Origin of the sequence: Nonomuraea sp. H19 (assembly GCF_052068215.1) — a bacterium.
Classification (GTDB): Bacteria; Actinomycetota; Actinomycetes; order Streptosporangiales; family Streptosporangiaceae; genus Nonomuraea.
Map to the genome: position 1 here is coordinate 429,761 of NZ_JBQHCV010000004.1, position 14,518 is coordinate 444,278.

The 14,518-nt window shown below is 69.0% G+C and carries 13 protein-coding genes; 10 read left to right on the plus strand and 3 right to left on the minus strand.

Features of this window, described 5'->3' with window-relative positions; genetic code table 11:
- Positions 1–97: 97 nt before the first annotated feature.
- From ACTMTI_RS11380 to ACTMTI_RS11395, 4 genes are all read left to right on the plus strand, one after another.
- The gene (locus tag ACTMTI_RS11380; protein ID WP_441120212.1) at positions 98–457 is read left to right on the plus strand and encodes a YraN family protein; all 360 of its coding nucleotides are present in this window, start codon (positions 98–100) and stop codon (positions 455–457) included.
- Complete coding sequence (locus ACTMTI_RS11385) at positions 458–1,993, plus strand: YifB family Mg chelatase-like AAA ATPase (RefSeq protein ID WP_441120213.1); 1,536 nt, start codon at positions 458–460, stop codon at positions 1,991–1,993.
- 359 nt (positions 1,994–2,352) lie between these two features.
- Positions 2,353–3,852, plus strand: coding sequence for a DNA-processing protein DprA (gene dprA / locus ACTMTI_RS11390; RefSeq protein WP_441120214.1), 1,500 nt, complete (start codon positions 2,353–2,355; stop codon positions 3,850–3,852).
- A gap of 432 nt (positions 3,853–4,284) precedes the next feature.
- Positions 4,285–5,148 (plus strand): tyrosine recombinase XerC, encoded by an 864-nt coding sequence (locus tag ACTMTI_RS11395; protein ID WP_441120215.1) that lies wholly within the window; start codon positions 4,285–4,287, stop codon positions 5,146–5,148.
- A gap of 69 nt (positions 5,149–5,217) precedes the next feature.
- On the opposite strand, the gene ACTMTI_RS11400 is transcribed toward ACTMTI_RS11395, so the two are convergent.
- Together ACTMTI_RS11400 and ACTMTI_RS11405 are read right to left on the minus strand one after the other, a co-directional pair.
- On the minus strand, positions 5,218–6,228 hold the full coding sequence (locus ACTMTI_RS11400; protein ID WP_441120216.1) for a murein hydrolase activator EnvC family protein: 1,011 nt from the start codon (positions 6,226–6,228) through the stop codon (positions 5,218–5,220).
- Between the two features lie 239 nt (positions 6,229–6,467).
- The gene (locus ACTMTI_RS11405) at positions 6,468–7,760 is read right to left on the minus strand and encodes an MFS transporter (protein ID WP_441120217.1); all 1,293 of its coding nucleotides are present in this window, start codon (positions 7,758–7,760) and stop codon (positions 6,468–6,470) included.
- Positions 7,761–7,825: 65 nt separating this feature from the next.
- Between ACTMTI_RS11405 and ACTMTI_RS11410 the strand changes: the two genes are divergently transcribed.
- The 6 genes from ACTMTI_RS11410 to ACTMTI_RS11435 all read left to right on the plus strand — a co-directional run bounded on the left by ACTMTI_RS11410 (position 7,826) and on the right by ACTMTI_RS11435 (position 13,484).
- Positions 7,826–8,443, plus strand: a complete 618-nt coding sequence (locus ACTMTI_RS11410; protein ID WP_441120218.1) for an ArsR/SmtB family transcription factor — start codon at positions 7,826–7,828, stop codon at positions 8,441–8,443.
- A gap of 297 nt (positions 8,444–8,740) precedes the next feature.
- Positions 8,741–9,694, plus strand: a complete 954-nt coding sequence (rpsB, locus tag ACTMTI_RS11415) for a 30S ribosomal protein S2 (protein ID WP_441120219.1) — start codon at positions 8,741–8,743, stop codon at positions 9,692–9,694.
- Positions 9,695–10,254: 560 nt separating this feature from the next.
- Positions 10,255–11,088, plus strand: a complete 834-nt coding sequence (gene tsf / locus ACTMTI_RS11420; RefSeq protein ID WP_441120220.1) for a translation elongation factor Ts — start codon at positions 10,255–10,257, stop codon at positions 11,086–11,088.
- Positions 11,089–11,234: 146 nt separating this feature from the next.
- On the plus strand, positions 11,235–11,933 hold the full coding sequence (gene pyrH / locus ACTMTI_RS11425) for a UMP kinase (protein WP_441120221.1): 699 nt from the start codon (positions 11,235–11,237) through the stop codon (positions 11,931–11,933).
- Between the two features lie 46 nt (positions 11,934–11,979).
- A complete protein-coding gene (frr, locus tag ACTMTI_RS11430; protein WP_441120222.1) occupies positions 11,980–12,537 on the plus strand; it encodes a ribosome recycling factor in 558 nt (185 codons plus the stop codon).
- Between the two features lie 107 nt (positions 12,538–12,644).
- Positions 12,645–13,484 carry a phosphatidate cytidylyltransferase gene (locus tag ACTMTI_RS11435; RefSeq protein WP_441120223.1) on the plus strand — a complete coding sequence of 280 codons (840 nt, stop codon included), beginning with the start codon at positions 12,645–12,647 and terminating at the stop codon, positions 13,482–13,484.
- Here ACTMTI_RS11435 and ACTMTI_RS11440 read toward each other — a convergent pair.
- Complete coding sequence (locus tag ACTMTI_RS11440; protein WP_441120224.1) at positions 13,481–14,503, minus strand: suppressor of fused domain protein; 1,023 nt, start codon at positions 14,501–14,503, stop codon at positions 13,481–13,483. The genes ACTMTI_RS11435 and ACTMTI_RS11440 overlap by 4 nt on opposite strands.
- Positions 14,504–14,518 lie beyond the last annotated feature (15 nt).

Genomic DNA, 14,518 nt, shown 5'->3' on the forward strand with positions numbered 1-14,518 from the left:
ATCCCCAGAACCCCGTTCGCCTCAACCGCCACCACCCCGCATCCGCGAAGGTCGGTTCCCGGATCGGACCGGACTGAGCGTGTGACGGAGGTGGCGCATGGCCACGAAGAAAGAGCTCGAGCTCGGCAAGCACGGCGAGCAGCTAGCCGTGACCTACCTGGAGGCCAAGGGGATGAAGATCATCGAACGTAACTGGCGCTGCCGCCATGGTGAGATCGACATCATCGCCGAAGAAGGCCCCAATCTGATCGTCGTCGAGGTCAAGACCCGATCGGGCAGATCGCACGGCACTGCCCTGGAGTCGGTGAGCCAGGCCAAGCTGGCCAGGCTCCGGATGCTGGCGGCCAAGTGGCTGGCCACGCAACCCCGCACGTTCGACGCCATAAGAGTGGATGTGATCGCCCTCGAACGCTTCGCCGGCGACTTCGCCCTGCGCCACGTACGGGGGGCGATCTAGATGGCCGTGGCGCGCACCCGCAGCGTGGCTCTCGTGGGCGTCACGGGCCGCGCCGTGGAGGTCGAGGCCGACGTGGGCAACGGCCTGGCGGGCATCCACCTCATCGGCCTCCCCGACACGGCGCTCAGCGAGGCCCGCGACCGAGTCCGATCCGCGGTCGTCAACAGCACCTATCCGTGGCCCGACGCCCGCATCATCGTCAGCCTCTTCCCGGCCAGCCTGCCCAAACGCGGATCCCAGTTCGACTTGGCCATTGCGGTGGCGATCCTGGGCGCCGCAGGAGTGGTGCCCGCCGAGCGCATCGCGGAGCCGTTCTTCCTGGGAGAGCTCGGCCTCGACGGCCGCATAAGACCCGTACGCGGCGTGCTGCCTTCCATTCTGGGAGCGGCCAAGCACGAGGACGCCACGATCGTCGTGCCCTCCGCCAACGCGGCGGAAGCGGCCCTGGTGCCCGATGCCAAGGTGGTCCCGGTGGCGCACCTGCGTCAACTGGTGGAGTGGCTGCGCAGGGGAGAGGACGCACCCGCGCCCCAGGTCGAGGAGTGCGTGGAGCCGCCCAAGCCCACCACAGAGCCCGCGCTCGACCTGGCGGACGTCGTCGGCCAGCCGGTCGCCCGCCGCGCCCTGGAGGTGTGCGCGGCAGGCGGCCACAACCTCTGGATGCTCGGCCCGCCGGGCACCGGTAAGACCATGCTCGCCGAGCGCCTTCCCACCCTCCTCCCCGACCTGGAGCTCGACCATGCCCTGGAGGTCACCGCCATCCACTCGGTCGCAGGGGTCCTACCGCCCAACGCGCCCATGGTGAGCAGGCCGCCGTTCGTCAGTCCCCACCACACGGCGACCGCCGCCGCGGTCATCGGCGGTGGCAGCACGATCGTGCGCCCCGGCGCGGTCGCGCTCGCCCATAGAGGGGTGCTCTTCATGGACGAAGCTCCCGAGTTCCCCCGCCACGTGCTCGACGCGCTGCGGCAGCCGCTGGAGTCGGGTCGCGTGACCGTGTCCAGAGCGGCGGGCTCGGTCACCTTCCCGGCCAGGTTCATGCTCGTCCTGGCCGCGAACCCCTGCCCGTGCGCCCAGGCCGAGGAGCAGGAGGAAATCTGCAAATGTTCTCCCACGGTCAAGCGCCGCTACCTGGGCAGGCTCTCGGGCCCGCTCCTCGACCGTGTGGACATGAAGGTCACCGTGGTCCGCGCCTCCAGGCGTGAGCTCATGGCCGATCGTCAGTTCGCGGAATCCAGCGAGACGGTGGCCGAACGCGTTCTCGTGGCCCGCGAGAGAGCCGCGAAACGCCTGGGTGGCACTCCATGGCGGACGAACGCCGAAATTCCCTCATCCATCCTCCACAGCGACTACCGCCCGTCCTCGGAGGCCATGAAACCCATGACGTCCTGCCTGGACTCGGGGACCCTCAGCGCCCGCGGCCTGGACCGCGCCGTCCGCGTGGCCTGGACTCTCGCCGACCTGGCCGGCAAGGACCGCCCGGAGGAAGACGAGACCACCGCCGCCCTGCACTTCTGGCTCGGGGTGAAGTCGTAATGTCCACCACCCCGGCAAGCCCGACCCAGCATCCTCCACTTACGGCTCGGAATGAGGTCGTGATGAGCAGCACCCCGCAACCCCCGACCAAGCATCCGCACCTTGAGGGCGTCATGACCCCACCCGCGACCGCGCATCCGCAACGGGATGCGGAGCCGCCGGCGTACGCGACATCGTCGTCATCAGCCCGGCCTTCGCCGCCGGGAGCGACGACAACGACCGCGCCGCAACCCTTGGCGCCAGTGGACGCCACCGCCGGGCGCCCTGGGCCACCACCATCACCAGAGCCGCCGAGGACTCGGCAACCACCCCCGCTCCCCTTGTCGATCGGCGCCGAGCAGGAGGCAAGAGCAGCCCTCATGCGTGCTGCTGACGTCGGCGACACGATCATGGGCCGCCTCGTGACGCAGTGCGGCGCTCCGGCGGCCGTGGAGGCGATCCGCACCCGGACCCTGCCAGCGGGGTTCGCGGCCCAGGAAGCCCGGCAAAATCGTCCGCCGAACCTGATCGCCCGCTTGAACGCCTGGCACGCCCGCCTGGCCGCCGCCGATCCCGCCGCCGACCTCGAAGCCGGAGAAAAGCTCGGCGCCCGACTGATCATCCCCGGTAGCCCGGAATGGCCCACGCAACTGGACCACCTCGGCCCCAGCCGCCCTCTCGGACTGTGGCTCCACGGCACGGCGAACCTCCGCTTCTCCTGCCTCAAATCCGTGGCAGTGGTGGGAGCCCGAACCGCGACGGCGTACGGCGTGCACATCGCTGCCGAGTTCGGCGTCGGGCTCAGCGAGTCAGGATGGACTGTCGTGTCGGGCGGCGCCTTCGGCGTGGACAGCGCCGCTCACAGGGGAGCGCTCGCGGCCGACTCGCCGACGGTGGTCGTCCTGGCCTGCGGCGTGGACATCTGCTACCCGAGCAGCCACAACACCCTCTTCGCTGCCGTCAGGGACCAGGGCATGGTGATCAGCGAATGCCCGCCAGGGGTCCACCCCACCCGGGCCCGCTTCCTCATCCGAAACCGCCTGATAGCCGCCCTGTCGAGAGGCACGGTGGTGGTAGAAGCCGCCTTGCGCAGCGGCGCCCTCAATACGGCCGCTCATGCCCTGTCACTCAACAGGCACCTGGGAGCCGTCCCCGGCCCGGTCACCTCCAGCCTGTCAGCCGGCTGTCACAGACTCCTCCGCGAGCGCAAAGCGGTCTGCATCACGTCGCCGGAGGAGATGATCGAACTCGTTGGCGTGATCGGCGACGACCTGGCCCCACACTCCCGCGCCCCCGCGGTCCCCAGGGACAAGCTCAACGAATCAACCCGAAAGGTCCTGGACGCGATCCCCGCCCGAGGGGGCGCCGGCCCGGCCTCCATAGCGGTCTCGGCCGGGGTAAGCCTGGATGCCACGCTGAGCGCGCTGGGCGGCTTGGCGGCCGCGGGCTACATCGAACGAGCCCCGGACGGCTGGCGCCTCCGCAAGCAGGCGACCACGTACCCGAAGGCCCCGGAATCCGCCGCTCTGGAGCCGCCGCCCATCGCGGAAGACACGGACCCGACCCAGGACCCTCCGTTCCCTGATGACGACGATCTCGCCCGCCGAGAGCCCAACCTCCCAGACCCGCTGCCCGACCTCCCAGCCTGGACGACGGGCCCCTCAAACGGGACCCACCATCAGCAGGGCACACTGGCCGACCTTCCAGGCGCGGGGGCGGGTTGTGGTGGTGCGGAGGCGGTCTCGTCTGGGACGGGGGCGGGTTGTGGTGGCGCGGATGAGGCCGGGCTGTCACGTGAGGAGAGCCGTCCAGACGAGGGGACGCACCCTCCAAGCAGAGGGGCGGACCGGCGCGCTCCGGGGGCGGCTCCCGAGCGGTGAATGACCGCCCAGCGCACGGAGACACGCACCCCTCCCGGAGATAGTCTTCCGGATTCGGCAGCGTCGCCTACCACTGCGTGCCGAACCTGCTGACAGCCCACCACCCATGGGATGCGGACTGCGGTGGCGGGCGTCTTGCGGCGGTGTCTCCGTCCGGCGGCTGTGCTTGGGCGTGGGCTGTGGTGGTGTGTGTGGTGCCATGGTCACGGCGGCTGTGCTTGGGCGCGGGGTGCGGTGGCGTGCGTGTCGTGGAAGGCGTCACTGTCACGGCCGTCACTCATGTGCGCCATGCGGCGTTAACACGGTCGGTCGGTTGGGGCGCGGAGGTTGCTGCGGTGAGGGCGTTTGGGGTTGGGTGGGGGTGGCACGATCGTTTTGGGCGGCGGTGACGTGGCTGTGGGCGGGAGGCCTGGGGTGGACAGGGACGAGGTGGTGGCCGCGTTCGGCCGGTACCTGCGGTTCGAGCGCGATCTTTCCCCGCACACGGTCCGCGCCTACCTCGCCGATGTCAACTCGCTCCTCGACCGCCTCAACGGGCCTATTGAGATCCTTGATGTCGGGACGCTGAGAGCGTGGCTGGCCGAGCAGCATGGGGCAGGGAAGGCGAGAGCCACCCTGGCTCGCCGGGCCGCCTGCGCCCGTACGTTCACCGCCTACTGTCATCGTCGTGGATGGCTGCCGGTGGACCCAGGACTGCTGCTCGGGAGCGCCAAGGCGCCCCGCACCCTGCCCGCCGTACTCGATCAGCCGCAGGCACAGGCCGTTCTGGACGCGTCTTCGACGGCGGAGCCCAAGGAACTGCGGGATCAAGCCCTGCTCGAAATGCTGTACGCCACAGGTGTGCGGGTGAGTGAGCTGTGTGCGCTCGATGTCGATGACGTGGATCGGGATCGGCACGTCATCCGGGTGCTGGGCAAGGGACGCAAGGAACGCTCGGTGCCGTTCGGCTTGCCTGCTCTTCGGGCGCTGGACAGGTGGTGCATTCACGGGCGGCCGTTGTGGGTTCGGGCAGGGTCGGGGCCGGCGCTCTTTCTCGGGGTACGTGGGGGGCGAATCGACGCGGGAACCGTTCGACGCGTGGTGCATGCGCGGCTGGCTCAGGTGGAAGGGGCGCCGGACATGGGACCGCACGGTTTGCGGCACACCGCGGCGACCCATCTGCTTGAGGGCGGGGCGGACCTACGCAGCGTTCAGGAGCTCCTCGGACATGCGTCCTTGAACAGCACGCAGATTTATACACATGTCTCGATCGAGCGGCTGCGTGCGGCGTACCGGCAGGCTCATCCGCGGGCCTGAGGGTTCCGCTTCTTCCGGGGCGTGCCTCAGGGTTCGTTCCAGGGCGGCCTGAGGGTGTGGTGATGGGGGTCATGGTGACGGGCGTCGGCGGCGTGGTGGTCCGCCGTGGCGGCTATGGCGTTGTTTGCGATGTTGGCCCCTTCTTGGGTTGTGGGGGCCTCGTCGAGTCCGGCGGCGGTGTCGTCGTCGCTGGTAGACGGCGGTGATCAGGAAGGCGATTGCCAGCAGTGCGGCCAGACCGATGGCGGGTGCCGCGTGCGTTGCGGCCGCACGGCTCAGGAGCTCCGGTGACGTGGGGCGATGCGTCTGGCGCGATGTGGCGATGGGGGCGGGTCCGGCAGTGTCTTCGTCCTCCGGTGCGGCGGCAAGTGCGGCGCTGGCCGGGCTGGGGATCTTTGGGCGGGCGGTGGGGCCAGGAAGGAGGGCGGTGAGCGCTGCCGCAGTCCCGCCGCTGGGGTTCGCCGGCCAGAAGGGGAGGAGGCGGATGGGGGCGTGGCCCAGGAGGATCAGGGGATCCAGGTAGCGGTCCTCGCGAAGGAGGCCCCAGTGCAGACACGATTGCCGGCAGTGGGCCTTCGAGGCTTCGACGACGCCCAGTTCGGCTCCCGGCTCGACCGGCTGGCCTCGTCTCACTGACGCGGCGACCGGCAGGTACGTCGTCCGCAGGCCGCCTTGGTGTTCGATGGTGACCACTCCGGTCCCCGCTACAGGGCCGGCGAAGCGCACTGTGCCAGGGCCGGCCGCCAGCACCGGCGTGGCTGCGGGGGCGGCCAGATCGATGCCGCGGTGTCCCGCCAGCCATGGCTCGGGCGGTGGAGCGTAGCGGCGGATGACGCGGGGGTGCCCGTCCAGCGGCCACCGCCAGCCGGCTGGCGAGGCGCTTGCGGCGGGGGCGGGGAGGGAGGCGAGGATCGCGGCCGTGATGACGAGGGTCAGCAGGGCTCTCGGAGCCGCCGGGAGAGAGGCACTTCGGCTGGTGGGATGAGCTCTGGTGGGAGTGTGGTCAGCTTCTGGCGTTGGTGCAGGGTGCGTGGACGGGTCGCGCTCGTACCGGCATCCGGCGGGGGACTGGGAATTCATGGCGCGAGTTTGTTCGAGGCGCCCCTGGCCGCGTGGGGGCGAACGGCGTTCTGTTGATGGACGGGGAGGGCGGAGGACCGGTTGTGGATAGCCGGGAGCAATGCTTCCGTCCCTCGGGACCGGTCTTCTGCCCGCTGCCAAGGGCTGGAGCGTTGCCAAGGGTCAGGTCAGGGGTCGGTGCTTGGCGGCCATCAGGTGGCCCCCCAGGGCCTGGGAGGGCGTCGGCTGGGCATCGAGCGTTATGCGGCCGGAGGGCGGGGGCGGCGCGGGCGTAGCGGGGAGGCCCAGATCCAGATGCTGCTCATGGCCATGCCGGCCGCGCAGATGAGGATCACTGGGCGCAGGCCCAGGAACTCGGCGGCGATGCCGCCGACCAGGCCGCCCACAGCCAGGACACCCTGCACCGCGAACGTCATGGTGGCGTTCACCCGGCCGCGGAGCTCTGGGGAGGTCTCGCGGAGCGTGATCGCGCCCATGCAGGTGGCGAAGGCCACGACGATGCCGCCCGTGATCGTTCCGGTCATGGCGAGGAGGGCGAGTTTCCACCAGAGAGGGCCGGTCAGCAGGCCTACCGCGAGGATCTCCATGGGGAAGAAGATCACCGAGACGAGCAGGATGCGGTTCTCACCGTAGCGTTTCGACAAGCGGGCGGTGATCCAGGCGCCCAACAGGCCGCCGACGCCGCCCAGGGCGATGAGCACACCGATCATGCCCTTGGGGATGCCGAGGGTGTTCACCATGTAGAGCATGTAGACGGCTGTGTACGCCATCGCGAAGAAGTTGATCGTCACGCCTGCCGCCAGCAGCGCGCGAAGCACGGGATGGGTGACGCCGGCCCTGAGGCCCGCCACGACGTCGCGCCACATGCCTCGGGACGGTGCCGGGGCGTTCTGCTCGGGGGTGCGGATGGCGCGCAGCAGCAGCGCCGAGGTCAGGAACGACAGTGCCTCAGCCAGTACGGCCAGCGGGGCCGTGAGGATCTGCACCAGGAGGCCGGCCAGACCGGGGCCGCTGACCGAGGCGACCGAGTAGGAGGCGTGCAGACCGGCCATCGCCTCGGTTCGCCGGGCCGGGGGGACCACGGTTGCCACATGGGGGAAGTTCGCCGCCCTGAAGAGCACCCCGGCCGAGCCGATCACCAGAGCGACGACGATCAGCCAGGTGACGTTCAGGAGGCCGAACAGCCAGGCCAGGGGGACGGTGGCGGCGGCCGCGCAGGAGACGAGCTCACAGGCGATCATCAGCGGACGATGCCGGGTGAGGCGATCGGCGATGGCGCCCGACTGGAGACCGAACATGAGCGCGGGCACCGAGGCCGCCGCCGTCAGCATGCCCATCTGGGAGGGAGAGGCGGTCAGCGAGGTCACCGCGGTCAGGGGGATGGCGAGCTTGGACACCTCCGAGCCGGTGACCGAGATCGTCCGGGCAGTCCAGAGCAGGCGGTAGTCGCGTTGCTTGTGGAGGGGGAGCAGGGGTCCGGCCTCGACGCCGGTTGCTAAAACGGGACCGGAGTTATGAAGGGAACGCTTCATAACTCTGAAAGTAGTCCTTCATAGTTATGAAAGCAACGTTTCACGCAAGTGGGTACCTTTGGCGCATGACGCAGGACAGCGAAGGGCTCAGCGATCCGAAGGCGATGCGGGCGTTGGCGCACCCGGCGCGGTTGATGATCCTCACCCGGCTTGGTGTCGAAGGCAGCGCCACCGCAACCGAAGTGGCCGAGATCGCCGGGATCACGCCCAGCGCGGCCAGCTATCACCTGCGGATGCTGGCCAAGTACGGGTTCGTGGAGGACGCGCCGCCGCGAGGGGACGGCAGAGAACGATTGTGGAAGGTCGCGGCAGCGCCGCTCTCGATAGGAATCTCGCCCAGTGATCACCCGGATGTGCGGGACGCCAAACTCTCGCTGATCTCGGCGTTCCGGCGGGAGGCCAACGAAGAGGCGGAGCGCGCGCTGAGCGACGTCGACAAGGAACCCGCGGAGTGGCGCGACACGACCCGGTTCAGCCGCTACCGGATCAGGGTCGACGCCGACGAGCTGGCGCGGCTCAACGAGGCGATCGAGAAGGTGATCAAGCCGTACATCTCCAGCCAGCGCGGTGAAAAGGAGGCGCCGAGCGGGGCCAGGATCGTCGAGGCGCAGATCAACCTCTTCCCGCTGGCGAAGAGGGTCAGTCCTGGGTTGCCTACTGAGGATCACGACGCGGTGAGCTGACTGCTCGCCGCGATCGCCGTACGGCCGCCGTCGTCCGATGATCAGAACGTTGATGGTGGGAACGGGATGTCCGATTGACCGCAGACGGTCAGCCTGGGGCGGCGCGGGAGGTAGACTTTTCGGTGGCCTGTCACATCAGGCCGACTTCGCATGTCCCACTGCGGACCGCGCCATCGGTCCGGGCCAACGGCCCGGCTGGAGCGGGTTCGGGGCATCAGGGCGGCAGCCGACGCGCTGCCGCGGCACAACCGAGAATCGCGCCCCTCCGCAGGGCGCCCAGACCTGGAGGACCAGCAGATGGCCCCCGTCGTCACCATGCGACAGCTGCTCGAGAGCGGCGTTCACTTCGGTCACCAGACCCGGCGCTGGAACCCGAAGATGAAGCGCTTCATCTTCACCGAGCGCAACGGCATTTACATCATCGACCTGCAGAAGTCGCTGTCGTTCATCGACCGTGCCTACGACTTCGTGAAGGAGACCGTCGCCCACGGCGGCACGATCCTGTTCATCGGCACCAAGAAGCAGGCCCAGGAGGCCATCGCCGAGCAGGCCGCCCGGGTCGGCATGCCGTACGTGAACCAGCGCTGGCTGGGTGGCATGCTCACCAACTTCTCCACCGTGCACAAGAGGCTTCAGCGGCTGAAGGAGCTCGAGGAGCTCGACTTCGACAACGTCGCGGGCTCGGGGCTCACCAAGAAGGAGCTCCTCATGCGCCGGCGTGAGAAGGACAAGCTTGAGCGCACGCTCGGCGGCATCCGCGACATGGGCCGCGTGCCCAGCGCGGTGTGGATCGTCGACACGAAGAAGGAGCACATCGCGATCAGCGAGGCCAAGAAGCTTGGCATCCCTGTCGTCGCGATCCTCGACACCAACTGCGACCCGGACGAGGTCGACTACCCGATCCCGGGCAACGACGACGCCATCCGCGCCGTCGGCCTGCTGACCAGGGTCGTCGCCGACGGTGTCGCCGCCGGTCTGATGGCCCGCTCCGGCGCCGCCCGCGGTGACGAGAAGCCGGCCGCCGCCGAGCCGCTGGCCGAGTGGGAGCGCGAGCTCATCGAGCAGGGCACCACTGAGCCCCCGGCCGAGACCGCGGCCGCTCCCGAGGCTGAGGCCGCTCCGGCCGAGGCTGCTCCGGAGGCTGAGGAGGCCGCTCCGGCCGAGGCTGCTCCGGTGGCCGAGGAGGCCGCTCCGGCTGAGGCCGCTCCGGTGGCCGAGGCCGCCGAGGGCGAGACCGAGCAGCAGGCCTGACGTACGCCCGTGGCGATGGCCTCCGGCCATTGCCACAGGCTCGCGGGCGCGGGCAAGGCAGGCAGGCAGACAGACAGCTGAATAAGGCGAATCACCACACCGCCGGGTAACCGGCTGGCCGGCCGTCAGGCAAGGCACGCGTAAGGACTGGGTGAACGGCCGAGCCGTTTCGGCGAAGCCGGACCCCGCGGCCGGGCGGTAAGCCAGGCCAGGGTGCCGGGCGTGAGGTGCGAGCCGGACTGAGGCGACGACCTGAAGAGCGGCACGGCCCGGCCGCAGCGAAAGCTGCGGCCAGGCGGTCACCGGTCGAGGTCGGTGAGCAGAGGACCGGCTGCCGGCCGAGGGCTGACGTGAGGTGGTGGCCGAGCCGAGGTGATAGGCCGAGGCGAGGCTGGGCAGTATGCCGAACGAAGTAGCAGTAAAGCCGACCTGACCGAGCCGCCGGCAAGACAAGGCTCCTGTACGGCACGCGCCTGCCGTACCGACCAAGGGTGGGCGACCGGATCTCCGGTCCCCACCCGATCCACGAAGACGACGAAATCCCACAAGGAAAAAGAGCAATGGCTTCCGTGAACATGGCCGACGTCAAGCGGCTTCGCGAGATCACCGCGGCCGGCATGATGGACTGCAAGAAGGCGCTCGAGGAGTCGGAGGGCGACTTCGACCGCGCCATCGAGCTGCTGCGCCTCAAGGGCGCCAAGGACGTGGGCAAGCGTGAGGCCCGCACCGCCTCCAACGGCCTCGTCGCGCTCAAGCAGGACGGCGACTCCGCCGCCGCGCTGCTGGAGCTCAACTGCGAGACCGACTTCGTGGCGAAGGGCGAGCGCTTCCAGGAACTGGCCGGTCAGGTCGTCGCGCACATCCTGGAGACCAAGCCGGCCGACGTGGCCTCGCTGCTGGAGTCCTCCTTCGACGGCAAGGCCGTCAAGGAGCACCTCGACCTGGCCAACGCCGCGCTTGGCGAGAAGATCGAGATCCGCCGCTTCACGGTGCTCGAGGGCGGCTACATCGGCTCCTACATGCACAAGACCGACCCGGCGCTGCCGCCCGCGGTCGGCGTGCTGGTCCAGCTCGACAAGCCGAACGCCGAGGTCGCCAAGGACATCGCGCAGCACGCTGCCGCCATGGCCCCGCAGTACCTCAAGGCCGACTCCGTCCCTGCCGAGGTCGTCGACAAGGAGCGCAAGCTCTTCGAGGAGATGACCCGCGAGGAGGGCAAGCCCGAGGCCGCGATCGCCAAGATCGTCGAGGGCCGCGTCAACGGCTGGTACAAGGACTTCACGCTGCTCCAGCAGGCCTTCGTCAAGGACAACAAGAAGAGCGTGGGCAAGTACGCTGAGGAGAACGGCGTCGAGGTCCTCGCCTTTGTCCGCTTCAAGGTCGGCCAGGCTTAGGCTGAGGCGAGCCACCAGCCCAAACGATCCACCGAACGAAGGAGGCCGCCGCCGTGCAGGACCACCGGGAGCCAGCCCAAGAAGCCACACGGACGGCGGCTTCCTCATCTCCGAATTCGCGCAACCACCTGAGGTGGAAGCGGGTCATGCTGAAGCTGTCGGGCGAGGCGTTCGCCGGCAGCGAGCCGCTGGGCATTGACCCGAGGATCGTCGATCACTTGGCCGATTCGATCGCCGAGGCGGTCCGGGAAGGCGTGCAGGTCGCGGTCGTGGTCGGCGGAGGCAACATGTTCCGCGGCGCCACCCTGTCGGCGGGCGGCATCGACCGGGCCAGGGCCGACTACATGGGCATGCTGGGCACGGTCATCAACTGCCTGGCCCTGCAGGACTTCCTCGAACGGCGGGGCGTCGAGACACGCGTGCAGACCGCCATCACCATGCAGCAGGTGGCCGAGCCGTTCCTGCCGCGCCGCGCGATCAGGCACCTCGAAAAGGGGCGCGTGGTCATCTTCGGCGCGGGACTCGGCTCGCCGTTCTTCTCCACCGACACCGCGGCCTCCCAGCGGGCCCTGGAGATCGGCGCCGAGGCGCTGCTCAAGGGCACGCAGGTGGACGGCATCTACGACTCCGACCCGCGGAAGAACCCGGACGCGGTCAGGTTCGACCACCTCGACTACGGCGAGGTGCTGCTGCGCGACCTCGCGGTCATGGACGCCACCGCGATCAGCCTGTGCAAGGACAACGATCTGCCGATCGTGGTCTTCGACCTCATGGGCGAGGGCAACATCCTGCGAGCGGTACGCGGTGAGAAAATCGGCACGCTGGTGAGTCCCGCAGGCAAATGAGGGAGCGAGCCCGACACCGCCAGCTAGAAGACGACAGGGAGCCGCTGTGATCGACGAAACCCTCCTCGAAGCCGAGGAAAAGATGGACAAGGCCGTCTCGGTCGCGAAGGAGGACTTCGCGACCATCCGGACGGGCCGGGTCACCCCCTCGATGTTCAACAAGATCAATGCCGAGTATTACGGCACGCCGACGCCGATCCAGCAGCTGGCGTCGTTCCACGTGCCCGAGGCTCGCATGGTGCTCATCCAGCCCTACGACAAGAGTTCCATGGGCGCGATCGAGAAGGCCATCCGCGATTCCGACCTCGGCGTCAACCCGACCGACGACGGCCAGGTGATCCGCGTGACGTTCCCTGAGCTGTCCGAGGACCGCCGCAAGGAATACATCAAGGTCGCCAGGACCAAGGGCGAGCACGCCAAGGTGTCCATCCGGAACATCCGCCGCTCGGCCAAAGAGACGCTCGACAAGATGATCAAGGACGGCGACGCGGGCGAGGACGAGGTCAGGCGGGCCGAGAAGGAGCTCGACGACCTCACTCAGAAGCACGTCGCCAAGATCGACGAGCTGCTCAAGCACAAGGAAGCCGAGCTGCTCGAGGTCTGAGCGGCTCGCCGCGCGGCGGATCGCGTTCAGCGGGCCGCCGCAGGTAGCGAGTCTTGGACTGCGGCCCTCGTCCTCGTGGCGAGGGCCGTGGCTTATGGAGAAATTCAGTGGAAGAACGTACGGCTAGCAGCAGTCCGAGCGGCGGCGGCCGTACCGGAAGGAACCTGCCTGCCGCGATCGCCGTCGGCGCGGGACTGGGCGCGCTCGCGCTCGGCTCACTCTACACGATCAAGGAGTTGTTCCTCCTGGTGATCGTGGGCGCCGTGGGCGTCGGCGTGCTGGAGCTGACCAAGGCATTCGCCACCCGCGACATCAAGGTGCCCGCCGCACCCGTGCTCGCGGGTCTCGTGGCGATGCAGGCGGCAGCGTACTGGGCCGGGGCGGTCTGGTTGCTCGCCACGTTCGCCGTGTTCGCGTTGGTGCTGCTGATCTGGCGGATGTTCAGCGATGGCACGGACGGTTACGTGCGCGACGCCTCGGCGTCGGTCTTCACGCTGTTCTATCCCGTGATGCTGGCGGCGTTCGTGCCCTTGCTGCTGCGGGCCGGCGACGGCGACCACCGAGTGGTGATCTTCCTAGCGGTGACCGTGGCCAGCGACATCGGCGGGTACGTCGCGGGCGTGCTGTTCGGCAGGCACCAGATGACCGCCATCAGTCCGAAGAAGACCTGGGAGGGGTTCGCCGGGTCGCTCGTCGCGTGCATGGCGGTCGGGGCGTGGCTGGTGACGTGGCTGCTCGGCGGCGAGATCTGGCAGGGAGCGTTGATCGGGGCGCTGGCCGCGCTGCTGGCGACCGTCGGCGATCTCATCGAGTCGATGATCAAGCGGGATCTCGGCATCAAGGACCTCGGCTCGATCCTGCCCGGCCACGGCGGCCTGATGGACCGGCTGGACTCGCTGGTGACGACGCTGGTGCCGATCTGGGTGCTGATGACGCTGTTCTTCTAGGGATGTTGCGCCTCTAGAGCTTCTTCCGTGACGGGGGTCAGCCAGAGCCACCGTACGGCCTCACCGCCAAACGCGAATCCTGACATGTCGGGCATGTGGGGGGCGTCGGCCTGCATCAGGACCCCCGAATACTGCGACCCCAGCGGGAACGTCGACGGCTCGTGATACCACTTGGCCGTGTGCCCGTGGCCGAGCCACGTGACCGAGTGCCACGGATATTGCGACAGCCACACCAGCAGCAGCGCCGCGTCCCGCGGATCCTCTCGGGTGGCCACGGCCAGTTCGATCCTCGCGTACGCGCCCGGCTTGTCGATCCACTGCTCCACCGTCGGCATGCGCTGGCAGCTCATCCCGACCGTGGACAGCACCGTGAAGCCGCGCTTGTGGTGCGGCGGACGCTCGGTGATCCCGACGGTCGGCAGCCGCTCGCCGCTGGCGTCCCAGTATCTGCCCGCGGGACCCAGCACCCCGTCCAGATGGCTCATGACGAACTGCTGGAACGACGGCCAGGAGCCCTCACCGTGCCGCCAGCGCCAGTAGGACCTGGCGTTGGAGATACGGGGCCGCAGCCCTTCGAGCGCCTCCGAGAGCGCCCACGCGAACGGCGACTCGCCCACCGCCTCGCACGCGTAACCGGGCATGCCCCTGCTCATGTCGGCCCAGCCGGGGATGACCGCCAGCAGGTCGTCGTCCTCGTAGAGAGCGACCCCGTCGCCCTCCTCGAACCACAGGGCGCTGAGCTGGCCGAGCGGCCTGCGGCCGTCCGGGTGCAGCGTGTTGTGCCTGGGCATCAGCGGCGGCAGGCCCGCGTTGATCCTGGCCAGGTCCACCACGGCGGGGGCGGGGCGGTGGTTGGCCAGCCAGACGGCGCCGTGAACCGTGCCGTCGGGCGAGCACAGGTAAGCTACCGAGGAGTCCTCGTCCCGCTCGACGACGAGCGTCCGGCTGCCATACGGATTACCGGCGGCGAGAACGACCTCGGCGCCACCCTCGCCAGATGCCGACCGAAAAATCGCCATACGAGAGCACTGTAG